This window comes from Brevundimonas sp. GW822-FHT03E11 (genome assembly GCF_058801445.1).
The window spans coordinates 61,176-86,926 of the sequence record NZ_JBXANG010000001.1 but is presented as its reverse complement, the minus strand read 5'-3'; the positions used below and the strand labels follow the sequence as shown (position 1 = coordinate 86,926).

At 66.4% G+C, this 25,751-nt stretch carries 22 protein-coding genes, 1 tRNA gene and 1 riboswitch; of the genes, 20 read left to right on the top strand and 3 right to left on the bottom strand.

The window, feature by feature from the left end:
* Positions 1-7: 7 nt before the first annotated feature.
* Positions 8-95: riboswitch (glycine riboswitch) on the top strand.
* Positions 96-270: 175 nt separating this feature from the next.
* The 3 genes from AC1RKE_RS00430 (at position 271) to AC1RKE_RS00420 (ending at position 6,017) form a co-directional block, all read left to right on the top strand.
* A complete protein-coding gene (locus AC1RKE_RS00430; RefSeq protein WP_348684294.1) occupies positions 271-2,955 on the top strand; it encodes a TonB-dependent receptor domain-containing protein in 2,685 nt (894 codons plus the stop codon).
* 92 nt (positions 2,956-3,047) lie between these two features.
* Positions 3,048-4,988 (top strand): S9 family peptidase, encoded by a 1,941-nt coding sequence (locus AC1RKE_RS00425; RefSeq protein WP_348684295.1) that lies wholly within the window; start codon positions 3,048-3,050, stop codon positions 4,986-4,988.
* Positions 4,989-5,012: 24 nt separating this feature from the next.
* On the top strand, positions 5,013-6,017 hold the full coding sequence (locus AC1RKE_RS00420; protein WP_348684296.1) for an amidohydrolase family protein: 1,005 nt from the start codon (positions 5,013-5,015) through the stop codon (positions 6,015-6,017).
* 78 nt (positions 6,018-6,095) lie between these two features.
* Here the strand turns inward: AC1RKE_RS00420 and AC1RKE_RS00415 are convergent, their stop codons facing one another.
* A complete protein-coding gene (locus AC1RKE_RS00415; protein ID WP_395942223.1) occupies positions 6,096-6,575 on the bottom strand; it encodes a sensor histidine kinase in 480 nt (159 codons plus the stop codon).
* 243 nt (positions 6,576-6,818) lie between these two features.
* Here AC1RKE_RS00415 and AC1RKE_RS00410 point away from each other — a divergent pair, with 243 nt between their 5' ends.
* A complete protein-coding gene (locus AC1RKE_RS00410) occupies positions 6,819-7,580 on the top strand; it encodes a hypothetical protein (protein ID WP_054765931.1) in 762 nt (253 codons plus the stop codon).
* A gap of 74 nt (positions 7,581-7,654) precedes the next feature.
* Here the strand turns inward: AC1RKE_RS00410 and AC1RKE_RS00405 are convergent, their stop codons facing one another.
* Positions 7,655-8,548 carry a PA3715 family protein gene (locus AC1RKE_RS00405; RefSeq protein WP_348684265.1) on the bottom strand — a complete coding sequence of 298 codons (894 nt, stop codon included), beginning with the start codon at positions 8,546-8,548 and terminating at the stop codon, positions 7,655-7,657.
* A 377-nt stretch (positions 8,549-8,925) separates the two neighbouring features.
* Between AC1RKE_RS00405 and AC1RKE_RS00400 the strand changes: the two genes are divergently transcribed.
* From AC1RKE_RS00400 to AC1RKE_RS00355, 10 genes are all read left to right on the top strand, one after another.
* Positions 8,926-9,009 carry a potassium-transporting ATPase subunit F gene (locus AC1RKE_RS00400; RefSeq protein WP_082503478.1) on the top strand — a complete coding sequence of 28 codons (84 nt, stop codon included), beginning with the start codon at positions 8,926-8,928 and terminating at the stop codon, positions 9,007-9,009.
* A gap of 18 nt (positions 9,010-9,027) precedes the next feature.
* Positions 9,028-10,737: a potassium-transporting ATPase subunit KdpA gene (gene kdpA, locus AC1RKE_RS00395; RefSeq protein WP_348684266.1), complete on the top strand. Its 1,710-nt coding sequence runs from the start codon at positions 9,028-9,030 to the stop codon at positions 10,735-10,737.
* Between the two features lie 18 nt (positions 10,738-10,755).
* The gene (gene kdpB / locus AC1RKE_RS00390; RefSeq protein ID WP_395942224.1) at positions 10,756-12,822 is read left to right on the top strand and encodes a potassium-transporting ATPase subunit KdpB; all 2,067 of its coding nucleotides are present in this window, start codon (positions 10,756-10,758) and stop codon (positions 12,820-12,822) included.
* Positions 12,823-12,845: 23 nt separating this feature from the next.
* Positions 12,846-13,577 (top strand): TorF family putative porin, encoded by a 732-nt coding sequence (locus AC1RKE_RS00385; RefSeq protein WP_348684268.1) that lies wholly within the window; start codon positions 12,846-12,848, stop codon positions 13,575-13,577.
* A gap of 10 nt (positions 13,578-13,587) precedes the next feature.
* Complete coding sequence (kdpC, locus tag AC1RKE_RS00380; RefSeq protein ID WP_348684269.1) at positions 13,588-14,166, top strand: K(+)-transporting ATPase subunit C; 579 nt, start codon at positions 13,588-13,590, stop codon at positions 14,164-14,166.
* Entirely contained in the window at positions 14,167-16,854 is a 2,688-nt protein-coding gene (locus tag AC1RKE_RS00375) for a DUF4118 domain-containing protein (protein WP_395942225.1), read from the top strand. It begins immediately after the preceding gene.
* Positions 16,854-17,543, top strand: coding sequence for a response regulator (locus AC1RKE_RS00370; RefSeq protein ID WP_054765924.1), 690 nt, complete (start codon positions 16,854-16,856; stop codon positions 17,541-17,543). Before AC1RKE_RS00375 ends, AC1RKE_RS00370 begins: the two co-directional genes overlap by 1 nt.
* A gap of 153 nt (positions 17,544-17,696) precedes the next feature.
* Complete coding sequence (locus tag AC1RKE_RS00365; protein ID WP_333896843.1) at positions 17,697-18,194, top strand: tyrosine-type recombinase/integrase; 498 nt, start codon at positions 17,697-17,699, stop codon at positions 18,192-18,194.
* A 263-nt stretch (positions 18,195-18,457) separates the two neighbouring features.
* Positions 18,458-19,261: a lytic transglycosylase domain-containing protein gene (locus tag AC1RKE_RS00360; RefSeq protein WP_348684821.1), complete on the top strand. Its 804-nt coding sequence runs from the start codon at positions 18,458-18,460 to the stop codon at positions 19,259-19,261.
* Positions 19,254-19,874 (top strand): helix-turn-helix transcriptional regulator, encoded by a 621-nt coding sequence (locus AC1RKE_RS00355; RefSeq protein ID WP_492896138.1) that lies wholly within the window; start codon positions 19,254-19,256, stop codon positions 19,872-19,874. The genes AC1RKE_RS00360 and AC1RKE_RS00355 overlap by 8 nt, the downstream gene beginning before the upstream one ends.
* Positions 19,875-20,663: 789 nt before the next feature.
* On the opposite strand, the gene AC1RKE_RS00350 is transcribed toward AC1RKE_RS00355, so the two are convergent.
* Positions 20,664-20,753: transfer RNA gene (locus tag AC1RKE_RS00350), tRNA-Ser, on the bottom strand.
* Positions 20,754-20,899: 146 nt separating this feature from the next.
* Here AC1RKE_RS00350 and AC1RKE_RS00345 point away from each other — a divergent pair.
* From AC1RKE_RS00345 to AC1RKE_RS00320, 6 genes are all read left to right on the top strand, one after another.
* Positions 20,900-21,652, top strand: coding sequence for a septal ring lytic transglycosylase RlpA family protein (locus AC1RKE_RS00345; protein ID WP_395941978.1), 753 nt, complete (start codon positions 20,900-20,902; stop codon positions 21,650-21,652).
* A gap of 38 nt (positions 21,653-21,690) precedes the next feature.
* Positions 21,691-22,323, top strand: a complete 633-nt coding sequence (gene tmk / locus AC1RKE_RS00340; protein WP_152950353.1) for a dTMP kinase — start codon at positions 21,691-21,693, stop codon at positions 22,321-22,323.
* Positions 22,320-23,312 (top strand): DNA polymerase III subunit delta', encoded by a 993-nt coding sequence (locus tag AC1RKE_RS00335; protein WP_348684319.1) that lies wholly within the window; start codon positions 22,320-22,322, stop codon positions 23,310-23,312. The genes tmk and AC1RKE_RS00335 overlap by 4 nt, the downstream gene beginning before the upstream one ends.
* Positions 23,312-24,094 (top strand): TatD family hydrolase, encoded by a 783-nt coding sequence (locus tag AC1RKE_RS00330; protein WP_348684318.1) that lies wholly within the window; start codon positions 23,312-23,314, stop codon positions 24,092-24,094. Before AC1RKE_RS00335 ends, AC1RKE_RS00330 begins: the two co-directional genes overlap by 1 nt.
* Positions 24,091-24,885, top strand: a complete 795-nt coding sequence (locus tag AC1RKE_RS00325) for an MBL fold metallo-hydrolase (protein WP_182713092.1) — start codon at positions 24,091-24,093, stop codon at positions 24,883-24,885. Before AC1RKE_RS00330 ends, AC1RKE_RS00325 begins: the two co-directional genes overlap by 4 nt.
* Before the next feature lie 100 nt (positions 24,886-24,985).
* Positions 24,986-25,672, top strand: coding sequence for an acyl carrier protein (locus tag AC1RKE_RS00320; RefSeq protein ID WP_182713091.1), 687 nt, complete (start codon positions 24,986-24,988; stop codon positions 25,670-25,672).
* The last annotated feature ends 79 nt before the right edge of the window (positions 25,673-25,751 follow it).

The window sequence follows — 25,751 nt, the reverse complement described above, 5'->3', positions numbered from 1 at the left end:
TACTCGCTTCAGCAAGGCGGGAGAGATCGGTTCCCGCCGACGCCGAAGGCGCAACCGCCCCGGAAACGCTCAGGCAAACGGACCGTCTTGCTGAAGGAACGCTGGAGAGAAGGTCGAATCCGGGGGATGCGGCCTCGCCGAAGGAGAAAGGGTCGGCGCACGGCCCGAAACTCTCAGGCCCAATGACAGCGGGGGCGAACAGGCGCCGCAGAGCGCCGGTCGCATTGGGCAACCCTGGGGAGGGGCGTCGTCGCCATGAGGAATCTCGCTTTGTCTCGTCTTAATCGCAACCTGACCTATTATTGCAGCGCCATCGCGCTGATGGCCTGCGCCACCTCTGTCCATGCCCAGGAGGCGGGCGCCCCAGAGGATGCGGCCTCGGTCGATGACATCGTCGTCACCGCCTCGCGGATCGACCGCGCCGGCTTCGAGGCGCCGACGCCGACCATCCATCTTTCCGCCGAGGATCTGTCGGTCGGCGCGCGGCCGAATATCGCCGCCGCCCTCAACGACATGCCTCAATTCCGCGCCACCACATCGGCCCAGACGACCGGCACCAACACCGGTGCGGGCAATGCGCCGGTCGATCTGCGCGGCCTGGGCATCAACCGGACCTTGGTCCTGATCGATGGGCGTCGCGTGTCCAGCGAGAACGATCTGAACGCCGTGCCGTCAGTGCTGGTCAAGAGCGTCGACGTGGTTACGGGCGGCGCATCGGCCGCCTGGGGCTCAGGCGCCGTCGCCGGCGTCGTGAACATCGGCATCGATCGCTATTTCACCGGCGGCAAGCTGGGCGCCGAATACGGCGTGTCCTCCTACGACGACGCTGAGCAGGAACGGTTCGAAGGCGCCTGGGGCGCAGACTTCGCCGACGGGCGCGGCCATTTCGTCATCGGCGGCGAATACCTCGACAACGAAGGCGTCATCCCCAAAGCGTCGCGCCCGAATATCGGCCGATGGGCCACCGTCAACGGCGCCCTGCAGCCGGACGTCGGTTTCGCCAACGCCGCTTACGGCGGTCTGATCCTGTCGGGCGTGAACCGCGGTAAGGTGTTTAACCCGGACGGCACGCTTCGGCCTTTCGATTACGGCACAGTCAGCGGAACCAACTCGATCGGCGGCGAAGGTCCGTCCAATGACGATCTCAGCCCCCTGGTCACGCCGCAGCGCCGCTACACCGGGCTGGCCAGCGCCGTCTATGAGATCAATGACAAGCTGCGGGTCACGGCTGACGTCCGTCACTCGCGGATGTGGAACGACTATGTCTGGTTCGGCGATCACGATCGCGGCGACCTGACCATCAGCATCGACAACGCCTTCTTGTCGTCCACGATCAAGCAGCAGATGGCGGCCGCTGGCCAGACGTCCTTCACCTTCGGACGTTTCAACTCCGATCTGTCCTATTCCACGATCGATTTCGAGCGCGTCACCACCCAGGCCACTCTGGCCGTGGACGGCGAGTTCGGCGACAGCTGGCGCTGGGGCGCCTACTACAGCCACGGCGAGTTCGAGAATAATATCGATACGCCCGGTTTCCTGCTGAAGACCGAATTCGCCAATGCGGTCGATTCCGTTATCGATCCCGTGAGCGGTCGAGCCGTCTGCCGCGTGACCCTGACCAATCCCAATTCGGGCTGCGTGCCGATCAATCTCTTCGGCCTGGGCGCGCCGTCTCAGGAAGCCATCGACTATGTCACCGGCACGCCTCAGCAGCGGGCCACCACCAAGCTGGACGTCGCCGGCGTCAGCCTGCGTGGCGAGCCCTTCAGCCTGCCGGCCGGCGACGTGTCGATCGCCGTCGGCCTGGAAGCCCGCAAGGAGCAGACCGATCAGCGCATCGGCGAGCTGGACGCGGCAAAGGCCTTCAAGACGTTCAGCTTCTCGGCCATGTCCGGCGAGTTCAGCGTGAAGGAGGCCTTCGCCGAAGTCCTGGTCCCGATCGTCAAGGATCTGCCGATCCTGAACGACCTGCAGTTCAATGCTGCAGCCCGCATCTCGGACTACGACACCACGGGCTCGATCTGGTCTTGGAAGGTCGGCGCCACCAACGAGTTCTTCCCCGGCTTCCGCGGCCGCATGACCCAGTCGCGCGATATCCGTTCGGCCAATCTTTCGGAGCTGTTCACCACCACCACCACCGGCTGGAACAACATCAATGACCCGGCCAAGAACGGGGCCTTAGTTTATACGCTGAACAACGGCGGTGGTAATCCCAACCTCCGCCCGGAGACCGCCGATACACTGACCCTGGGCGTCACCTATTCGCCGCCTTCGATCCCAGGCCTGAACCTGTCGCTGGATTATTACGACATCAAGATCGACGACGTGATCACGACGATCGCGCCGCAGGATCTGGTCAATCGCTGCTACAACGGCAACCTCGACCTGTGCTCCAAGGTCGAGCGCGACTCGGCGGGCAATCTGGTCCGCACCATGTCCACCTATGTGAACCTGGCCGAGTACCACACGGACGGGATCGACGCCGAGGCCTCCTACGCCTCCGACGCCGACCTCTGGGTTCCGGGCGCGACGGGCAGGGTGACGATGCGCTTGGTCGGCACCTGGGTGAACAGCCTGACCACGGACGACGGCGTGACCGAGATCGAATATGTCGAATCCCAGGGCTATTCTTTCGGCCTGGGCGTGCCCAAGCTGCGGGTCAACGCCAGCCTCGGCTGGAAGGGCGAGGTGTTCGGCGCGAACCTGCGCGCGCGCTACATCTCGGCGGGCGACTACAACAGCACCGTCGCCATCTCGAACAACCACATCGACGCCTTCACCTATGTCGATCTGGGGCTGACGGCCGACCTGGCGCACTACGGCGCAAACGGGGTCGAGCTGTACGCCAATGCGACCAATCTGTTCGACAAGGACCCGCCGGTCGGGTCGCTCTATTCGCCGTATTACGACGTCATCGGTCGGTACGTCACGGTTGGCGCGCGGTACCGTTTCTAGTTCTGGTTCTGCGTTCCGGATCGCCGGCCCCGCTCCTCCATAGGGCCGGCGATCTTCCCTTCTGCTCCCCCATTTTTCACACGGTCTGTGTCATGATTTCCCGTCTGCCGATGGCTCTCCTGCTCGCCCTGAGCGTCGCTCCTGCGGCCCTGGCCGAGGCGCCCAAGCCCGCCGCCATCGTCGCCGACGGCCTTCCCGCCGTGCCCGACGATCTGGTCGCGGCGACCCAGCCCTATCTTCAGACGCGCCGTGCGACCTTCCTGGGCTGGAACGCCGCCGATCAGTCGATGCTGATCAAGACCCGGTTCGGCGCCACGGATCAGCTTCACGTCGTCGCCGCTCCTGACGGCGCCCGGACCCAGATCAGTTTCGAGGCCGAGCCGATCCTGGCCGGCGCCCTGTCGCCGAACGGTCAGACCCTTCTTGTCCAGAAGGACAATGGGGGCGACGAATTCTATCAACTCTACACCCTGGCCGCCGGTCGGTTGAGCTTGATTACGGACGGCAAGAGCCGCAACTGGTTCGGCGCCTGGAGTCGGGACGGCAAGCGGGTCGGCTACGCCTCATCGCGTCGCAACGGCGCGGACATGGACCTCTATGTGGTCGATCCCTCCGACCCCTCGACCGACCGTCTGGTGGCCCAGGTGTCCGGCGGCGGCTGGAACATCGCCGACTTCTCCAGGGACGGGACCAAGGCCCTGGTCCTGAACCGGATGTCGATCAATAGGGCCGTTGTCTATGAGCTGGACCTCGCCTCGGGCCGGATGACGCCGCTGACTGACCCTGTCGCGCAGGTCTCCTATGTCGATCCTCAGTACGGGCCCGACGGCGCCGTCTGGTCGACCTCGAACAAGGATTCCGACTTCCTGCGTCTGGGGCGGATCGTGCGGAACGGCTTTGTTCCGGTCAGCACTGAAGCTCGCTGGGATGTCAGCGACTACGCCGTCGCTCCGGACGGCGGCTTCATCGCCTATGCGGTCAACGAGGCTGGGATATCGCGGCTGAAGGTTATGGATGTCGCGACCGGCGCCGTCCGGGTCGTCACAGGTCTGCCGGAAGGCGTCATCCCCTACAGCATCGGCCCGGCCATCGACATCGCCCCATGGGGCGCGATCGGTCTCAGCCTGTCGTCCGCGCGCGTCTCCGGCGACGCCTTCTCCGTCGATCCGACCACCCTGGCCGTCACCCAATGGACCCATAGCGAGACGGGCGGTCTGGACCCTGCTGTCAACGTTGAGCCGCAACTGGTCGAGGTGAGGAGCTTCGACGGCGAGACGGTGTCCGGCTTCCTCTACCGGCCCGACCCCGCCAAATTCCCCGGCAAGCGGCCGCTGATTGTCGATATCCACGGCGGTCCTGAAGGCCAGACGCGCCCCGATTTCCTGGGCGCGCAGAACTATCTGTTAAACGAGATGGGCGTGGCCCTTTTCTTCCCGAACGTGCGCGGCTCGTCCGGCTTCGGCACCCGGTTCGTCAATCTGGACAACGGCCCGTTCCAGCGCGAGAATTCGGTCAAGGACATCGGCGCTTTCCTGGACGCGCTCGAGGTCGATCCCACCCTTGACGCCTCGCGCTTCGCCGTCACCGGCGTCTCCTACGGCGGCTACATGTGCTACGCCGCCGCCGTGCATTACAGCGACCGGCTGAAGGGGGCGAACTGCTATGTCGCCATCTCCAACTTCGTCACCTTCCTGGAAAACACCCAGTCGTATCGCCGCGACCTGAGACGGGTGGAATACGGCGACGAACGGGATCCGGCTCAGCGCGCCCAGCTTCAAGCCATCTCCCCCCTGACCAGCGTCGACAAGATCACCATTCCGCTTCTGGTCGCCACCGGTGGAAACGATCCCCGCGTCCCGGCCTCCGAAGCCGACCAGATCGTCAGCGCAGTCCGCAGCCGCGGAGGCACGGCCTGGCACCTGCTGGCCCAGAACGAGGGCCACGGCTTCCACAAGAAGGAGAACGAGGACTACTATTTCTGGACCAGCCTTCTGTTCTGGAAACAGACCCTGCTGGGCGAGGCGGCGCGCTAGGCGACACAGTTCCAGTCACGCTCCATGTTCTTCAAACGCCTTGTCGCGGCGAGCGCGGCCCTGGTCGTGCTCGCTGCGGCGCCCGCCACGTCCCAGACCCGTCTTCCGGTTCGTACCGACCATCATGTCCATGTCCACGCCCCGCCCATTCGGGAGATTCTGACGGCCTATTGCGACAGTCCGGGGCGGATCAGCGCCTGCGATCCGGCCTTCGTCAAACCACTGACGGCCAAAGATCTTCTGGCGGATATGGACCAGACGGGCGTCCAGACGGCTTGGATCATGTCCACGGCCTATCTGGCCGAGAGCCCGATGATGGTTCCACCCCTGGCCGACGCGGCCGACCGCGTTCATGCCGCCAACGCCTTCACCGTGGCCACGGCGGCCGCGCATCCCGAGCGGCTGGTCGCCTTCATCTCGGTCAATCCGCTGGCGCCCGAGGCTCTGGCCGAAATCGAAGCGTGGAAAGGCGAGCCTTTTGCAAAGGGATTGAAGCTGCATCTGACCAACTCGGGCGTCGATCTTCGCGACCCCGGTCAGGTTCGCCGTCTTGCCGCCGTCTTCGACGCCGCCTCGGGCGCCGGCCTGACCATCATGATCCACATGCGAACCCGCGCCTCCGACTATGGCGCCCAGGATGTGCGCATCTTTGTCGAACAGGTTCTGCCCCATGCTCGCGGCGTCCCGGTGGTCATCGCCCATTCGGGCGGCTGGGGCGGACTGGATGCGAACACTTGGGACGCGCTGGAGGCCTTCCGGCAGTCGCTGGCGACGGATCCCAAGCGTTTTCCAGACCTCTATTTCGACCTGGCCCAGGTCTTCGACGCCGACACGCCGCCCGAAGATCGCGAAAGGCTGGTCGATCTGATGCGACGGATCGGCGTCGATCGGTTCGTACCAGGATCCGACTGGCCGTTCTCGGGCCCTCTGGACGCCTATCTGAACGACGCCATGGCCTTGTTGCCGCTGACTTCAGACGAGGCCGAGGCGTTACGGCTGAGGCAGGTCGAGCTAAAAACTGGGGCATAATCTCCGGGCGGCGTGCGAACCAGGTGGGCAGGGGCGCCCGCAGCCGAACTGAAAGTCCGGGGTTCAGCGGGACCAGATTCAGGTTCCGCCGATCCGTTCCGCGCGGCGTTTCATGTTGGGCAGGCCCTTGCCGACATCCCGCAGCCTTGGCGGCAGGTCCATGCCGTCGTCCGAGACCGATATGACGACGGCCTCGGACTCGCTCTCAAGGCGGATGTCCACGCGGGACGCCTGGGCGTGTTTGACCGCGTTGGTGATCGCCTCCTGAAGAATACGGTAGATGTTGATCCTGGCCTCCGGACTGAAACCCTCGACGGGCGCGCCCGGCGCGGCGGTCCAGGTCAGTTCGATACCCACCAGACGCAGGCGGGGCGCCATGCGCTCATGGAAAATGGCGATGGCGACCTCCAGCGAGTCATCCACGCCATTCATCGAGTCGATGATCAGCCGCAGATCGTCGATGGCGATCCGCACGCCCTGGCGCAGGGTTTCGACATCGGGCGCGCCGCCTCTCAACTGGGCCAGCGAGACCAGATGGCCGCCGACTCCGTCGTGCATGTCGGCACCCGGCGCTGGCGCTCCTCATTGATGGCGATCATTCGCTCCTGCTCTCTGAGGCGCAGTTAGGTGGAGCGGATCTCGGCCTCCTTGAGCTGCACCTGTTCCGCCAGACTGTCGCGCGCCATGGTGGCGCCTCGGCCGGAGCAACCGGCCCTCACAAGGTGTTCGTGTTGGACGACGGTTGAGGGGCGCGCTGTGGAGCGCAACTCAAAGTTTACGTTCTGAGGCCACACCGCCGCCATGACAGGCAAGAACTCCGACTATTCGATAGACGCCTTGTGCCGCGCCAACCGGACCTCCGCTCCGGAGGGACGGTTTGAGACTGTGTTGAAATGGATGATGGTGATCGGTGTCGGGGCGCTGATCGTCACGATACTGGGTGGGCTTCTCGCCCTGAACGCGGCGACGATCAGAGCGTGGCTCAAGCCGGTCGTTGCCGGAGCCTTCCTGCTGGGGCTCGGTCTCGTGGGCCTAAGCTGGGTCTTCAGCTTCGGCGTCCTTGTCCGGGAACTTCATGCGAGATCACAGGGGCGGTTCCAGCGCAGCCACGATTTGGCGGCTTCCTTTGCCGGGGAGGTAGCGGATCAGTTCTCGAAGGACGAGATCACAAGTCGGCTGAAATCCGTGCGTCTCGAGTTGAAGCTCAACGCGCGCACCCCGGACAAGCTACCGATCGCCGTTGGTCTCATCGCGACGAGCGCGGCCGCCGTACGGTTCATCGTCTCTCCGGAGGGAGAGCTTGCGGTCGGAGCGGCCGCCAATCTCAGGTCCGCCGTGGAAGGGGGCGATCCGGCCGGGGCCCTCGGCGCGCTCGCCACCGGCCTCGCCCCGGAGCTGGCCATTATCGGGTTCGGCGTCCTGCTCGGCAGCTACATCGTGCGGGGGATGATCCACACGGATCACGATCGCCTCCTCAGAACGGAGAGCCTTCTGGAAAGGGCCGAGGCGATCGCCCGTCCGCCCAAGAAGCCCGTCGCCGTCCCATCAAGTCCAGCGACATGACGCGGGAGGGATGACCTGTCGTGGCGCACCAGCGACATCAAGATCGCCGTTCGCGTCGCCTTATGACCAGATGGCTAGCGTCGCTGGATCAGGCGGGGAACGTCATAGCGCTTGCCGTCAAATGAAAGGCGGATCGTGCGAGGCGCGACCGCTTGGTCGGTCGTGCTGCACTCACCGTTCTTGGCCTCCCTAGACGTGCTCTGAGTGATCCGCTCCAGCACCGAAATATCCTGCCCCTTCTGGCCCGGGACCATTCGAAGGATTCGCTCGGTCACAACAGTCTCGCCGGCGCAGGACAGATCCCATTGCCCTTGACTGCGTTCGACGATCAGGTCGTCTAAGACTGGCGCGAGGGCCGCGCCCCGTGGCTCGTAGAGGGACAGCGTGGTTTCCATGAACGGGTTCGGGCGCGAACTGCCGACCCATTCGCGTCTCACGCCAAACGCCAGTCGGTCCGGCCCGAAGCGGTATGGCGCAGTGTCGAAAGAAATCCGGGAAATCCGGACGGCGTCGTCGTCCATGGCGTGGGGGATGCGGAGCCGATGGCGCGGCGTGCCGGTTGGCTCGTCGACGACGAGCACATCAAGATCACCCAGCGTCGAATCCACGCCAACCTCAGCAATAAGCGGGATGGCGACCAGAAGCAGTCCTGGCCTTCCCCGCCAGCGACGACAGACGATGGCGTGAGGGTTTATCGACGAGGGTGAGGGCAGGGTGAGCGTGCGATTTCCAGTTTTCATAGTGCGCTCGCCGTCCGCGACCGCATTGGGGTAGGCTTGACGAACGATCGCCCCGATGTCCCCGCATTCCTGATCCTGTGCACGCGCGAGCGTCGGCACGCACAGCGCCAACACCAGCGTCGCCACACTCCATCCGCCGACCGCCCGCATGGTCTCTCCCTTCGCAGCTTTTGACAGCCGCTGAACTATGGTCTGTTGCCGATAGACATTGAGCATCGTTTTCGTCACGGAAGTTCCCGGTCAATGGGAAGTCGGGGCCTTGGCTTGGGGCAAGTGGATCGATCCGTAGGGGACGCCGTCCATCCTGGCAAAGGCGACCAATTCTCCTACGGATCGACGACGGAGACTCCCAATGGGAAGCCACGACGCGCTTCTTCGTCCAGGCGATAGGCCTAGTAGGCGACCGGCCGATAGATCCAGGTTTTTATGAATCCTTTAGGCGAAGGGCTGGGAGTCACATCGCGCCATTATGCGTCTTGATGGTCCTGTCCCGCTCGAACTTTGAGCGAGGAGGCCGACATGGCCGATGTGATCTTTCTGGCGATCGGGGCAGGGGCGTTCGCCGTCTTCGCCCTGCTGGCCACAGCGTTGAAACGGGTGTGACGATGATCGCCATGCTCTGGGGGGCGGGGGCGCTGGTCGTCGCCGTTTACATGGTCGCGGCGCTGCTGCGGCCCGAGCGGTTCTGAGGAACCGGGACGGATTTCATGAACATTCAAGGATGGGGCGAGATCGCCCTGACCCTTGGGCTGGCCGTCATGCTCGGCTGGCCCATCGGCATTTATATGTCGCGCGTCTGGAACGGCGAGCGGACCTGGCTGGACCCGATGCTGAAGCCGGTCGAGGCCGTCTTTCACGGCGCGGCGGGCGTCGATCCGAAACGCAGCCAAGGCTGGCTGGGATATGCCGGCGCCCTGCTGGCCTTCAACCTGGCGGGCTTTGTGCTGCTGTATGCGATCCTGCGTCTGCAGGGCTTGCTGCCGCTGAACCCGCAGGGGTTTGCGGGCGTGTCGCCGCACCTGGCCTTCAACACCGCCGTCAGCTTTGTCACCAACACCAACTGGCAGAGCTATGGCGGCGAGTCGACGTTGTCGACGTTCAGCCAGATGGTCGGGCTGACGGTACAGAACTTCGTGTCGGCTGCGACCGGGGCGACCATAGCGGCGGCCCTGGCGCGGGCCTTCGTCGCCCATCGCGGCGAGGGCGTCGGCAACTTCTGGGCCGACCTGACGCGGACCACCCTCTATGTGCTGCTGCCCGCCGCCTTCGTGCTGGCGGTCGTTCTGGGCGGACTGGGCGTTGTGCAGAGCCTGGCGGCGAACGTTCAGGCGACAGGCGTCGAGGGCGGGTCCCAGAGCCTGCCGCTGTTTCCGGCGGCCAGCCAGGTGGCGATCAAACAGTTGGGCATCAACGGCGGCGGCGTCTTCAACGTCAACGGCGCCCATCCCTTCGAGAACCCCAACGCCATCACCAATCTTCTCAGCGCCGTGGCGATCAACGTCATGGGTTGGGCGGCCTTCTTCGCCTTCGGCCGCACGGCTCTGGCGGGACGCGACGTCCGCGCTCTTGCGGCGGCGGCGCTGATCCTGCTGAGCGTCGCCAGCGCGGCCATGTATGTGATTGAGACCCAGCCGGCCCCGGCCCTGGTCGCGGCCCAGGTGGACGCCTCGGTCAATATGGAGGGCAAGGAGGTCCGCTTCGGCGCGCCCGCCTCGACCGTCTGGTCCGTGGTCACGACCGGCGCCTCGAACGGCTCGGTCAATTCGATGCACGCCAGCTATATGCCGCTGGGCGGGGCCTTGCAGATGTTCCTGATGCAGCTGGGCGAGATCCTGCCCGGCGGGATCGGGTCGGGCATCGCCATCATGGTGGTCATGGCCCTGCTGTCGGTCTTCGTCGCCGGCCTGATGGTCGGACGGACGCCCGAATATCTGGGCAAGAAGATCGAGGCGCGCGAGATCCAGTTCGCCATGATCGCGGTGCTGGTTCTGCCGCTGGCCATCCTGGGCTTCGCGGCGGTCAGTGCAGTGTTCCCCAACGCCTTGGCGGGGCTGCTGAACGACGGCCCGCATGGCCTTTCGGAGATCCTCTACGCCTACACCTCGGCGGCGGCGAACAACGGCTCTGCCTTTGCGGGTCTGACCGCCAACGCCCCCTGGTGGAACACGACCCTGGGTCTGGGGATGCTGTTCGGTCGGTTTGTTCCGGCCGTCGCCGTTCTGGCCATCGCCGGCAGTTTGGTCGTCAAGCCCAAGCTGGCGCCCAGCGCCGGCGCACTGCCCACCGACAACGGCCTGTTCATCGGCCTGCTGATCGGCGTGATCCTCATCCTCGGCGGCCTGCAGTTCCTACCCGCCCTCGCCCTGGGACCGATCGTCGAGCACTTCCAGGTGCTCGCGGCGGTCGCCGGCGCCTGATCCTTCGGACATCCTGACATGACACAAATCACACTCGATCCCCGCGAGGGCGGCGGTGCGTCGCCCCTCGCGGGCGGTCTCTCCGGGGCGATGATCGGGCGCGCAGTCGGCGACGCCTTCGTCAAGCTGAACCCGGTCAAACTGGTCAAGAACCCGGTTATCTTCACCACCTGGATCGTGGCGCTTCTGTCCACGATCTCGGCGGCGGCGGCCATGGCCGGCGGTCAATCGGCGGGCTTTGCGGTGCAACTGGCGCTGTGGCTGTGGGCCACGGTCCTGTTCGCCAATGTCGCCGAAAGCGTCGCCGAAGGGCGGGGCAAGGCGGCGGCCGATAGTCTGCGCGCCACCCGCGTCACAACCAAGGCCAAGCTGATCGTCGATCCCGAGACCGGCATGGTGATCTCGACCAATGCGTCGGATCTTGAGATCGGATCCGTCATCCTGGTCGAGGCCGGCGATGTCATCGCCTCGGACGGCGAGATCATCGAGGGCGTGGCCTCGGTCAACGAGGCCGCCATCACCGGCGAGAGCGCCCCGGTGATCCGCGAAAGCGGCGGCGACCGTTCGGCCGTGACCGGCGGCACGACCGTCGTCTCGGACTGGATCAAGGTGCGCATCACCGCCAAGCCCGGCTCGACCTTCCTCGATCGCATGATCGCCATGGTCGAGGGCGTGGACCGCCGGAAGACGCCGAACGAACTGGCTCTGGCCGTGCTGCTGGCCGGCCTGACCCTGATCTTCCTGATCGCGGTCGTGACCCTGGTGGGCCTGGGCGCCTATTCGGGCGTCGATCTGGATCCGATGGTGCTGGGCGCCCTGTTCATCACCCTGATCCCCACCACGATCGGGGGTCTGCTGTCCGCCGTCGGCATCGCCGGCATGGACCGGTTGCTGAAGGTGAACGTGCTGGCCACCTCGGGCCGTGCGGTGGAAGCGGCAGGCGACGTCGACACCCTGCTGCTCGACAAGACCGGCACCATCACCTTCGGCAACCGCATGGCGACCGAGGTCATCCCGGTTCCGGGCGTGCGCCGTGAGGCCGCTTTGGCCGCCGCCGTCATGGCGTCGCTCGCCGACGAGACGCCCGAAGGCCGGTCCATCGTCGAGCTGGGCCGCAACGCAGGCGTCTCGGTCGAACAACCTGTCGGCGCCGTCGCCATCCCCTTCACCGCCGTCACCCGCCAGTCGGGCCTGGACGTCGGCAAGGACAGCTGGAGGAAGGGCGCGGTCGATGCGGTGTTGAAGGATCTGAACCTGTCCGACGGCGCGGCTCCCGCCGAGTTCCGTCAGGCGGTGGACCGGATCGCCCGTTCGGGCGGCACGCCCCTGGCCGTGACCCAGAACGGCGTGCTGGTCGGCGTCATCCACCTGAAGGACGTGGTCAAGCCGGGCGTAAAGGCGCGCTTCGCCGACCTGCGTCGCATGGGCCTGCGGACCGTCATGATCACCGGCGACAATCCGGTGACGGCGGCGGCCATCGCGTCGGAGGCCGGGGTGGACGACTACCTCGCCGAGGCCACGCCCGAGGACAAGATGCGCCTGATCAAGGCGGAACAGGCCAAGGGCCGTCTGGTCGCCATGTGCGGCGACGGCGCCAATGACGCGCCCGCCCTGGCTCAGGCCGACGTCGGCGTGGCCATGCAGACCGGCGCCCAAGCCGCGCGCGAGGCCGGCAATATGGTCGATCTGGACTCGGACCCGACCAAGGTCATCGAGATCGTCGAGGTCGGCAAACAACTCTTGATCACGCGCGGCGCCCTGACCACCTTCTCGGTCGCCAACGACGTGGCCAAGTATTTCGCCATCATCCCGGCGATGTTCGTGGTCTCGCTGCCAGCCCTGGGCGCGCTGAATGTGATGCGTCTGCACAGCCCCGAGAGCGCCATCCTGTCGGCGGTGATCTTCAACGCCCTGGTCATCGTCGCCCTGATCCCGCTGGCGCTGAAGGGCGTCAAATATCGGGCCATCGGCGCCGGCGCCCTGCTGGGTCGCAACCTGCTGATCTACGGCGTGGGCGGTCTGATCGCGCCGTTCGTCGGCATCAAGCTGATCGATCTCGTCATTTCCGCGCTGGGCCTGGCCTGATGCGCGCTTCCAAGGATATCTCCATGCGTAATCGTCTCAACAAGGCCTCCGGCCGTAACGACGCCTGGTTCGCCGCCGCCAGTATCGCCGCAATCGCAGGCCTGGGCCTATGCAGCGAGGCCAAGGCGCAGGATGTTTCGGCAAACGTCGCCCTGACGTCCGACTATGTCTTCCGCGGCGTCAGCCAGACGCAGGAAGATCCGGCGATCTCGGCGGGCGTCGATCTGACCCGCAATGGCTTCTACGCCGGCGGCTGGGCCTCCAACGTCGATTTCGGCGACGACACCGATGCCGAGGTCGATCTCTACGCCGGCTATCGGCCCGAGGTGGCGGGCTATGCCCTGGACTTCAGCGTCATCGGCTATCTGTACGCCGGCCAGCCGGACGGCGCGGACTATGACTATGTTGAGCTGAAAGCCGCAGCCTCGCGCGCCGTTGGCCAGACACCCTTTGGATTGGCCACCCTGGGGACGGCGGTCTATTATTCGCCCGACTTCTTCGGCGCGTCGGAGGACGAGGCGACCTATGCCGAGATCAACGGCGCCGTCAGCCCGGCCGACAAATGGACCGTGTCGGGCGCCGTCGGCCGTCAGTGGGTGTCTTCGGACCTCGACTACACCACCTGGAACCTGGGCGCGGCCTATCAGCTGACCGACACCCTGGCGGTCGACCTGCGCTATCACGACACCGACCAACACGACTTCGGCGACATCTACGGCGCGCGCGCCGTGGCGACGCTGAAGGCCAGCTTCTGAGGCGACGATCATGGTCAATTCGTTCCGTCCGGCCATCGTGATGATGGCCTTGTTCACCCTCCTGCTGGGGCTGGCCTATCCGCTAGCGGTGACGGGGATCGCCCAGGTCGCCTTCCCCGGGCAGGCCAACGGCAGCCTGGTGCGAGACGCCGGCGGTCGGGTCGTTGGCTCGGCCCTGATCGGACAGCCGTTCGCGGGTTCGACCTATCTGCATCCGCGCCCCTCGGCTGCGGGCGACGGCTATGACGCCGCCGCCTCGTCGGGCTCGAACATGGGGCCGTTGAACCCGGACCTGGCGGCGCGGGTCGCCGAAAGCGCCAAGGCCATCCGCGCCGAGGACGGTCCCGGCGTCATCCCCGCCGATGCGGTGACGACCTCGGGTTCGGGCCTCGACCCGGACGTGTCACCGGCCTACGCTCGGCTTCAGGCCGCGCGGATCGCCCGCGCCAGAGGCGTTTCCGTGCAGCAGGTGCAGAGCATCATCGACAGCCAGACCGAGGGGGCCTTCCTCGGCTTCATCGGCCAGCCGCGGGTCAATGTCCTGATGACCAATCGCGCGCTGGACGCCCGCTTCGGCGCGGAGGGCTGATTGCCCGAGACGGCGCCCGAAACGCCCGCGACTTCAGCCGTTCCGCGCCGCAAGCGCGGGCGGCTGAAGGTGTTTCTGGGCATGTCGCCCGGCGTGGGCAAGACCTATGAAATGCTGCGCGCCGCCCGTCGGCGAAAGGCTGAGGGGCTGGATGTCGTCGTGGGTCTGGTTGAGACCCACGGCCGCAAGGAGACTATGAGTCTGCTGCGCGGGCTGGAGGTCATGCCGCGCGCGCCGATCGACCATCGTGGGCGGTCGCTGATGGAGTTCGATCTCGACGGCGCCCTGGCGCGCCGCCCCGGTCTGCTGCTGGTTGATGAGTACGCCCATTCCAACGCGCCGGGTTCGCGCCATCCGAAACGCTGGCAGGACGTGGAAGAGCTGCGCGACGCCGGGATCGACATCTGGACGACGCTGAACATCCAGCATCTGGAAAGCCTCTCCGACGTTATCCTGCGCATCACCGGCGTGCGGCAGCGCGAAACGGTGCCCGACAGCCTCCTGACCGAAGCCGACGATATCGAGGTGGTGGACATCACGCCCGAGGACCTCCGCGCTCGCCTGGCCGAGGGCAAGGTCTATGTGCCCGAGACGGCGCAGGTGGCGTCCGAGAACTTCTTCAAGCTGGAGAATCTGACAGCCCTGCGCGAACTGGCCCTGCGCCGCGCGGCCCAGACGGTGGACGATCAGCTGTTGTCCCATCTGCGGGTCCGCGGCGTGTCCGGGCCCTGGGCGGCGAGCGAGCGAATCCTGGTCCTCGTCGGCGGCGACGCCATGAGCGCGTCTCTGGTGCGGACCGGGCGACGGATGTCGGACATGATGATGAACGCCCCTTGGTCGGTGGCCCATGTGGAACGGCCGTCGGGCTCGCGCTCTGACGCTCGCTCCATGGCGCGCCTGTCCGAGGCCTTCAAACTGGCCGAGCAACTGGGGGCGCGCCCGGTGACGCTGAGCGGCGACGACGTGGTGCGCGCCGTTCTGGATCACGCCCATCGCAACAACGTCACCCAGATCGTCATCGGCAAGACGCGAGGCGGGCGGTTCGCCGAATGGACCGGCCGGGCCCTGGCGACCGAACTGCTGCGCAAGGCCCAGGGCGTCGCGGTTCATGTGGTGACCGAAGGCGATCTGGCGGCGCCCGAACCGGCGACGCGGGCGGGACCGCGCGGCGGCGTGGATTGGCGCGCCTATGGCGGGAGCGCCGGGTTGATCGGGGCGGCGACCGGTATCGCCCTGCTGCTGGACACGCGGTTCGAGCGGGTCGATCTGGGCGTCATCTATCTGGCGGCGGTCGTGGCGGCTGCGGTGTTGAACGGCCTGCGTCCGGCCCTGGCGGCGGCGACCCTGGCCTTTCTGACCTACAACTTCCTGTTCCTTCAGCCGCGCTACAGTTTCCTGATCGGCTCGCCGACCGACTTTCTCACTCTGGTGCTGTTCTGGGCCGTCGCACTGGGCGCCGGGGCCCTGGCGGGGCGGGTGCGCGAACAGGCCCGCGCCGCCCAGAGGCGCGCCGCCGCCGTCTCGGCCTTGCTGGCCGCCAGCCAGACCCTGTCTGCCGCCCAGGATCGCGCCGGCACGGCTCTAAGCCTGGCAGAACAGGCGTCGGCCGCTGCGGGTGCGGGAGCCGTGGTCTTGCTGCCGGACGGAGACGACATCGTCCCGGCGGCCGCCAGTCCGGAAGGCGCGACCCTGGGCGCCGACGCCATGGCGGCCGCCCGCTGGGCCTGGATGCATGGCGAGGTCGCCGGACACGGCACCGGCACCCTGCCGCAGAGCCGATGGCGGTTCCAACCCCTGCAGGGGGTTCGGGGACGGGCAGGGGTGGCGGGCATCGACGCCTCGGCCGTGACGGCCGGTTCGGACGAGGAGCGCCTGGCCCTGGCCCTGCTCGATCAGGGCGCCGTGGCGCTGGAGCGCGCCGACCTGGCGGGACAGGCGCTGGAGACCGAGACCCTGCGCCGCGCCGACCGTTTCCGCGCCGCCCTGATGAACTCGGTCAGCCACGATCTGCGCACGCCCCTGTCCACCGTCCTGGGCTCGGCGACGACGCTGATCGACTATGGTGCGACCCTGAAGCCCGAGGTCCGCGACGACCTGCTGCTGAGCATCCGAGAAGAGGCCGAGCGCCTGTCGCGCTATGTCGGCGACCTGCTGGACATGACTCGGCTGGAGGGCGGCGGGCTGAACGTCCGCACCGACTGGACCGATGTGCGCGACATCCTGAACGCCGCCGCCGACCGGGTGTCGCGCCGCCTGGGCCAGCGCAAGGTCACACGAGACTTTCCCGCCCAGCTCAGCATGGTCGAGGCCGATCCGGGCCTCTTGGAACAGGCGGTGGTCAACATTCTGGAAAACGCCATCGCCTACAGCCCCGACGGCACGACCATCGAACTGGCGGCTTATGAGGATCGCGGCGCCGTCGTCATCTCCATCGAGGACGAGGGCAGGGGCATCCCGACTGCGGAGCTGGAAAGGGTGTTCGACAAGTTTCGGCGTATGGAGGAATCCACCGACCGTGCAAAAGGGGCCGGCCTGGGGCTCGCCATCGCCAAGGGCTTCGTCGAGGCCATGCGCGGCCGCATCGCCGCCGCCAGCCCGATCCAGGACGGACCGGACGGTGAAAAGCGCGGAACTCGAATTCTGATCAGCCTGCCCAAGTCCATCGCCACCCATCCGGATCTGCTGTGATGACCGCCGTTCGCCCCCAGATTCTGGTCATCGACGACGAACCACAAATCCACCGGTTTCTGTCGCCTGCGCTCGACGCCGCCGGCTATGAACCCAAGCGCGCCGACAGCGGACAGGAAGGCCTGCGCGCCATCGCCCTGTGGAACCCCGACGCCGTGGTCCTGGACCTGGGCCTGCCCGATATGGACGGCAAGGACGTGCTGACCCGCGCGCGCGAGTTCTACAAGGGACCGATCATCATCCTGTCCGCACGCGACCGCGAGGCGGAAAAAATTGCGGCCTTGGACCTGGGGGCCAATGACTATGTGGAAAAGCCATTCGGCGTCGGCGAATTGCTGGCGCGCATCCGCGCAGGCTTGCGCCAAGGCATGCTGACGCCGGTCGCTGGCGGGGTGGTCACGGCGGAGGATGTCATAATCGATCTGGACCGCCGGATCGTCACCCGCGCCGGCGAGCGGGTGAAGCTGCGGCCCAAGGAGTACGACGTCCTGGCCTATCTGGCGCGCAACGCCGGCAAGGTGCTGGGCCATGTCGATCTGCTGAAGACCGTCTGGGGCGCCGGCCACCTGCACGACGTCCAGTATCTGCGTGTCGTGATCGGCCAACTCCGGCACAAGCTGGAGAAAGACCCAGCCCAGCCCGCTTTGCTCGTCACCGAACCAGGCATTGGGTATCGGCTTGCCACTTGATTCAGCCGACCGGTAGCCGAGGCGGGACGGCGGCGCCATGGCGATTATCTGAAGATGCTCTTTGGGTTAAAGACCTGACCGCCGACGGCGCTGAGAGCTGCTGTGGTCATAGAATGGCAACGCACATGGAGGCGACCTCAATGGAGGTTGGCCATGCGCCAGTCTGACCTATTCATCCAACCCAAGCGCCATGGAACACGGGCTGGTCTGATCGGCCCCGAGGCGCCGCTCAAGCCAAAGCACATCTGGGCCTTCCGCCAGCGCTCATTCGTCATCCAGCAGAAGACGGGTAGGCCTGTGCCGTTCGAAATCACAGAGGCCGCGCGTGACGCAATCGCTGCCTGGTTAAAGGTCCGGGGTCAGCGCGATGAGGACTGGCTGTTCCCCAGTCGTAGCCGGCCGGGGCAGCACATCGGCGCCCGACAGGACGCCCGGCTCGTCGATCAATGGATTCGGATGATCGACCTCGAGTCGCAGGGTTACGGAACTCACAGCCTCCCCCGCACTAAGGTGTCTCTCGTCTACAAGAAGACCGGTAACCTGCGGGCTTGCCAACTCCTATTGGGTCACCGGAAACTGGAGAGCACTGTCCGATACCTCGGCATCGAGGTGGACGACGCCCTGGAGATGTCAGAGCAGATCGATCTGTGACTCTCGACCGGGCCTGAAACGGGCCCGGTCATGTCTGCTAAGGGTGGGTTTGAAAAGCATGCATCGCGCCCGAAAGCGTGCCTCAGATCCACGCGCGAATGTCCTCTATCCGGCATAGTCCACATGACCGCCATTGGCGCTCAGTTGCCAGCCAGAGTGGCCAAGCCGGACGTTCGTCTGTGGTGAGGTATGCCAGCCGCGCGGCCCTCCTCCTGTGCCTCGTCAGCCCGACTATGGGCATTGGACCGGCACGGGCCCAGGCCGTGGACTGGTCCGCCGCCGGCGGCGGACTGTTCGGCTTCTCGTCTGAGGACAGGGAGGGCGTCGGTGAGTTCGAAGCGCTGAGCGACAGGATCGCGGCGCTCAGCCAGCCTTACCAGGCGGCTGTGGAGGCCGCCGCGCGGCGACACGGCCTCGACGAGAAGCTGCTTCACGCCGTCGTCATTGTTGAAAGCGCCTATCGACCCGAGGCCTGTTTGATCGCCGGCGCCTGTGGCCTGACCCAATTGATGCCCGGGACAGCCGCCGATCTTCAAGTTCCGAATCGTTTGGAGCCGGAGGAGAACGTGCGCGGCGGCGTGGCCTATCTGGCGCAGCAACTCGTCCGGTTCGGCGACGTGCGGCTGGCTCTGGCCGCCTACAACGCCGGACCCGCCCGGGTGGCCCGGCTCGGACAGATCCCCGACATCGCCGAAACCCGCCAGTACGTCGCGAGCGTTCTGGGCTGCTACCTCCGCCCTGACGGCGGGCCGGCGGATCCTCACCGTCCAGCAATGCCAGCCTACGGGAGGCTCCCAATGGTGACGGAGCCCGCGTTTTCGGCGGTGGAGGAGGGCGCGCTCCTGACGCGCGCCGAGACCTCCGCCTTCCTGGCGCAGCGGGGCATCCGGCTCAAGCCGGCCCCGCTGGCGCAGCTTTGGTCCACCCGGTCCGACGGACCTCCGTGTCTCCACGTCCGTTCAAAACCCTTCTATCCCCGCAATCTGCTCGAAGCCTGGGCGGCGGCCCAGATATTGGGGCTCCGCACCGGCGCCCCCGCCGCCGCCCAGAGCCGATGCCGTGTCTGATCGGACGCCCCGATCCGACGGCCCCAACCTCTTCTCCGCCCATCCGAAGGCGGTGAGGGAGCGGATCGTGACGGACGTGATCCTCGACCGCGCGGAATCGACGCCGGTTCCGCCTCCAAGAGGCCGGGCGACCCCGTTCCGGTTAAACGACGACGGCGTCCAGCCCGGCGGTCCGGATGACCGGCTTTTGCTCTGGCCCGAGGTTCAAAACCTCGTCGGCTTCAGCCGAACGACGGCCTGGCGCATGCAGCGGGCAGGACTCTTCCCTTGGCCCATACCCGTGTCCCCAGGTCGGGTCGGATGGCGGGAAAGCGAATTGAACGCCTGGAAAAGGGCGAGGCGAGGCGCCGAACCGGTTCCCGGCCGAGCGCCGGGCGGCGAGCGGCGTTTCAGCCCGCCGAGCCCGCCGCGTCTGCCGGGCATGCCACTGTCGTCGCGGGAGAACGGTCCGTCCCGCGAGCGGGAGCCCGGTTCGGCGACGACGGGGTCGGTTCCGCCGCAATCCCCAACGCCACCTCCACCTCCACCGTGTACGCCGCCCGCAGTGGCGGCGCGCAAGCCGCGACGACGTTCACCTGGTCCGGATCCAGCTCAGACGGACTTCGGCTTCTAGCCTTCATCTTCAACTCTGGCCCCGACCTCAACTTAGGCCTCGGTCGATGCGGCGACGGTCTTTCGGGGCGGGCCCTCGACTGTATCGTCTGACTGGCGCCACCTCTTCAGGTGATCCCTATTTTCCGTCACTGCGCGGAGGCGCGCCATGACGTGGGAATGACCGACATAGTGCGGACTCGGTCCGGCATTTCGGGATCACTGATGACGCTCCCCCGCGTCTATGGAGTTCGCGCTACCGACCCGAGGCGGTCAGGATCTGTTGGAAAGGCGAAGTGGCCAATCGACAGCCAAGGCAAGCACGATCTATCGCGGCCGATGGAAACAGCTGACGCCGAACGAATGGTCCCGCATGACTTCGCTCCGCTTGCCCGATCGCGGGCCAGTCGTGAGCGCTCGCTGGGTACGTGGCTGATTAGCAGGCTGGGGACGAGCTGGTTCTACGCCATGGCCGACACGATTCACTTCGGGGCACAAGCGGGCGCCGACGCCTTTCGTCGCTGGATGATGGCGAGGGTCGATTAAGGAGACGGCGCGATCCGGCTGACGACAGTGCTGCGTGCTTGGCGGACTCTCGTTCTCTCTTCGCCTGAGATGGTTCGGGCATATCGCCGAATCGCGCCTGAAACCGCTGTGGAAGTGAGACAGAACTCCCGGACCAGGCGAAACTGGAGATAACCGAACACACCTCGAACGCCCTGAAAAGCCATCTGAAGCGGTGTTGTGATAGGCGGGTGTTTAGGTGGGCGTATAGAAAAAGCTAGAATTTGCGTAATAAAATTAATGCAAATGGCGGAAGCGGTGGGATTCGAACCCACGGACGGCTCGCACCGTCGCTGGTTTTCAAGACCAGTGCCTTAAACCACTCGGCCACACTTCCTTGCCGGATCGCCCGGTCGGGCGGACGCCATAGCAGGCGAACGCCCCATTAACCAAAGCGGAAATGTCTTCGGTCATCCTGTTTTTGGACGAGTGTGACGAGGCGTGCCGATGCGAATTGGACAGTGGATCCGGAGCGGCCTGGTTTTGGGGCTGTTCTCGCTGCTGGCGGCCTGTTCGACATTGGGCGGCGGGCGAGGCGGCGGCGCCGCGCCGGTGGTCAAGGATCCGGCCCCGATCGTGTCGGGGACGATGCGGCCCTATCAGGTGCGCGGGCGGTGGTACACGCCGAAGGAACAGCCCGATTATGACGAGGTCGGTCTGGCCTCCTGGTACGGCGACGCCTTCAACGGTCGGCCGACCTCGACCGGCGAACGGTTCGACATGCGCCAGCTGACCGCCGCGCATAAGACCCTGCCGCTGCCGGGCCTGGTCGAGGTCACCAATCTGGAGAACGGGCGCCGGATCGTGGTGCGGGTCAATGATCGCGGGCCGTTCGTCGATGGGCGAATCATCGATCTGTCGCGAGGCGCGGCGCAGGAGCTGGATCTGCTGCGGCAAGGCGTGGGGCGGGTGCGGGTTCGCTATCTCGGCCGGGCGCCGCGACTGGGCGGAGGCGCTGCGCTGAGGGCCGAAGCGGCGGCGCCCGCTCCCTCGACCTGGGCCGAAGCCCCGGTCGGCGCAGGCGGCGGCTTCTGGGTCCAGGCCGGGGCGTTCAGGGATCAGAACAGCGCGCGGCGGACCGCGCGCAGGCTGGGCGAGCGGGCGACCGTGGACGAGACCGGCGGACTGTACCGCGTTCTGGTCGGTCCCTGGGGCGACGCCAATGCGGCCGAGACGGCCCGTCAGGCGGTCGTGGCGCGCGGATATGCGGACGCTCTGTTGATATCCGGCGGCTAAGGCTTGCCTCCCGCGCTGCGGACGCCATTAGTGCGCCCGTGACCCGTGGGAAATTCATCAGCTTCGAAGGCGGAGAAGGCTCCGGCAAGTCGACTCAGGTCGGGCGGCTGGTCGAGCGGCTGCAGCCCGTTCTGGGCGACCGCCAGGTGGTCCGCACGCGCGAGCCGGGCGGATCGAAGGGGGCGGAGGTGATCCGCAACCTCGTCGTGGCCACCGACGCCGAGCCCTGGTCGGCCATGACCGAGACCCTGCTGATGTACGCCGCGCGCTCGGATCACCTGGAGCGGACCATTCGGCCGGCGCTGGCGGCGGGCGACTGGGTGGTGTGCGACCGGTTCGCCGACAGCAGTCGAGCCTATCAGGGCGCGGGCGGGGGCGTCGCCCAGAGCTTTATCGAACAGATCGATGCGGGCGTGGTCGGAGACGATCAGCCGGATCTGACCCTGGTGTTCGACCTGCCGGTCGAGGTGGGGCTGGAGCGGGCGTTCGGGCGCGGCCTGTTCGAGACGCGGTTCGAGTCCAAGGGGTTGGAGTTTCATCAGCGGCTGCGCGAGGGCTTTCTGCGCATCGTCGAGGCCAACCCTAATCGGTGCGTGCTCATCGACGCCGTGGGTTCACCGGACGAGGTCGAGGCGCGGGTCTGGCGGGCGGTGCAGGACCGGCTGCTGTGAGCGAGGACCACCCGCGCGACCGGTTCGACCTGGTCCCCGACGCGGCGGCCGAGGCGGCCTTTCTGGACGCCTGGGAGCGGGGGCGGCTGCACCACGCCTGGCTGTTGTGCGGGGTCGAGGGGACGGGCAAGGCGACCTTCGCCTATCGCGCGGCGCGGCGGCTGCTGGGGGCGGCGGCCGATCCAGGGCGGGGGCCGCTGGGGGCGCGGCGTGACGATCCGGTCAGCCGGCTGATCTCGGCCCAGTCCCATCCCGACCTGCTGGTGCTGGAACGGATGGTCGAGGGGGGCAAGACCAAGAAGTCGATCTCGGTCGATCAGTCGCGCGACCTGCCCGAGTTCTTTTCCAAGAGCCCTTCCCAGGCCCAGCACCGGGTGGCGATCATCGATGCGGCCGATGACCTGAACATCAATGCGGCCAACGCCTTGCTGAAGGTTCTGGAGGAGCCGCCCGAGCGGGGCGTGCTGTTCCTGGTGACCCACGCCCCTGGGCGCCTGCTGGCCACGATCCGTTCGCGCTGTCGGCGGCTGAGCTTCCCCATCTGGACGCCGGAGCGGCTGGAGACCCTGGTGCGGAACCGGACGGGGGCGGAGCCGGAGGCGGCCGAACATGCGGCGGCCATGGCGGGCGGATCGCCCGGCGCGGCCTTGGCCTTGGCGTCGGGGGCGACCTTCGAGATGGACCAGTTGGCGCGGCGCTGGGTCGAGGGCGATGTGGACCGGGCCGAGGCCCTGGCCGTCGCCGACAGGTTCCGGGGCGCGGAAGGCCAGGAGCGGTTCGACATCCTGATGGACCGGCTGATCGCGGCGGTGCGGATGCGGGCCCTGAACAGTGCGCCCGGCTTCGGCAACCGTTGGGCCGAGCTGTGGGAGCGGCTGCAGCCGTTGCCGGAGCGGGCGGCCGGGCTGAACCTGGACCGGGGCGATGTCCTGGCCGGGGCGCTGGCCGACCTGAAACGGGTTCAGGCGCAAGAGGAACGGAGAGGCTGATGCTGATCGACAGCCATGTGAACCTGCACGCCCCCCAGTTCGACGAAGACCGGGACGCGGTGATCGCCCGGGCGCGCGAGGCCGGGGTCGCTCTGATGGTCGAGATCTCCGACAAGCTGACCACCTTTGAAGCGACCCACGGGATCGCCATGGCCAACGACGACATCTGGTGCACGGTCGGGGTCCATCCGCACGAGGCCAAGGACGCGGCGGAACTGACGGCGGCGACCCTGGTGGAGCTGGCGCAGCGGCCCAAGGTGGTGGGGATCGGGGAGTGCGGCCTGGACTTCCACTATGACTTCAGCCCGCGCGAGATCCAGGCGGCGGTGTTCCGCCAGCATGTGGCTGCAGCGCGCGAGACGGGCCTGCCGCTGGTGATCCACACCCGCGAGGCGGATGAGGTCATGGGGGCGATCCTGAAGGAGGAGCACGCCGCCGGGCCGTTCAAGATGCTGATGCACTGCTACACCAGCGGGGCGGAACTGGCGGGAATCGCAGCGGAACTGGGGGCCTGGTTCTCGGTTTCAGGGATCGCCACCTTCAAGGCGGCCGAGGATGTGCGGGCGGTGATCCGCGACATGCCGGCCGAGCGTATAATCGTCGAGACCGACTGCCCCTATCTGGCGCCCATCCCGCATCGGGGGCGGCGCAACGAGCCGGCCTATATCCGCCATGTGCTGGACAAGCTGGCCGAGATCCGGGGCTGGAGCGCCGAGGAGGCGGACCTGAGAACCACCGAGGCCTTCTTCGGCCTCTTTGACCGGATACCGAGATCGGCATGAGCTTCGAAGTCGTCATCCTGGGCAGCGGATCCTCGGGCGGGGTGCCGCGGGGCGACGGCGACTGGGGCGTGTGCGACCCGGCCGAGCCGAGGAACCGGCGGACGCGCTGCTCGATGCTGGCGCGGAAGACCGGGCCGGAGGGGACGACCAACATCCTGATCGACACCTCGCCCGACCTGCGCGAACAGATGCTGGCCAGCGGGACCCGGCATGTGGACGCCGTCCTCTATACCCACGACCATGCGGACCAGACCCACGGGATCGACGACCTGCGGACCTTCGCCGCGCGGGCGCGCAAGCGGATTCCGGCCTGGATGGACGAGGCGACCCTGACGTCCCTGGCGCACCGGTTCGACTATATTTTCGAGAGCAAGTTCGGTTACACGCCGCTGCTGGAAGCTCGCCCCATCCCGCCGCACGGGACAAGCTGGTCGGTGGAGGGGCCGGGGGGCGCGATCCCGGTCGTGACCTTCGATCAGGGGCACGGGCCGATCCGGTCGGTCGGCTATCGGCTGGGCGACATGGCCTATTCCAGCGACGTCTCGGACCTGGACGAGGCGGCGATCCGCGCGGTGGCGGGGTGCCAGGTCTGGATCGTCGACGCCCTGCGCTACACCCCCCATCCGACCCACGCCCATCTGGACCGGGCGCTGGAGTGGATTGCGGCGGCGGACGTCGAGCGGGCGGTGCTGACGAACCTGCATATCGACATGGATTACAAGGCACTGTCGGCGATCGTTCCGGCCAATGTCGAGGTCGGGTTCGACGGCTGGACCTGCATGATCGGCTGAGTTTTTGGCAAGGTTCCGCTGGAAAGCGGACGTTTGGGACATCTGTTCGGGGTGAAAGGCGGAACTTGCCGATAGAGGCGGTTTGAGCGACGTTCGGTGTATGATCGCGACTCCCGCCCCATTGACGACGCTCGGGTTAGCTGGCGATGGCGATGACCTCGACGTGCTGGTCGCGATTGAACGGTCGTTTGGCCTTTCTTTCAAGGACGAGGAAACTTCTTCCTGGGAGACCGTAGGCGACTTTTACGAAGCCGTTCTGAGCAAGCTCGCCACGACGGTGATACAAGGCAAGTGCTCGACTTCGATGGCGTTCTATGACGTGCGGCGGTTTCTACGGAGCAGGGGAAGCGCCGGTGTTATTCGCCCATCGACAAAGCTCCGGGACCTAACACGAATACGTCAGGCTGCCGTGCTGAAGGCTTTGGCCCAAGAGACGGAAACGGCGCCTGTTCCTCTGACCTTTGGGGGGAAGACTTTTTTGGGGATCGCGCTGCTGATATTCGGCATTGCTGGCCTTCTAGCCTCTCATTCCCCGATCATGGCTGTTCTTTCGGCCATGGGAACTGTTGCGGGCTGGGTTGTCGTGCGCTCTGGTGTCGCATCATTCGGAATGATGTCCGTTGGCGATCTTTCGACGGAAATCGCGCTGTCCAACTTTGCCGTTTTCGCCGCAAAGGGCGCTGACGCTCGGCCGACGACAGTCTGGCGGATATTTCGAGATTTGCTAGCGCGGGAAGCTGGCGTTCGTCCGGAGTTGATTTCCCGCCAGACAAGGTTGTTGGCGTAGCGCCGAGCAGACCACCCGAACGTCGCGTATGGGGCGGGAACCGTCTTAGGCTAGCGGCCAGAAAGCCAATCAGCGCCCT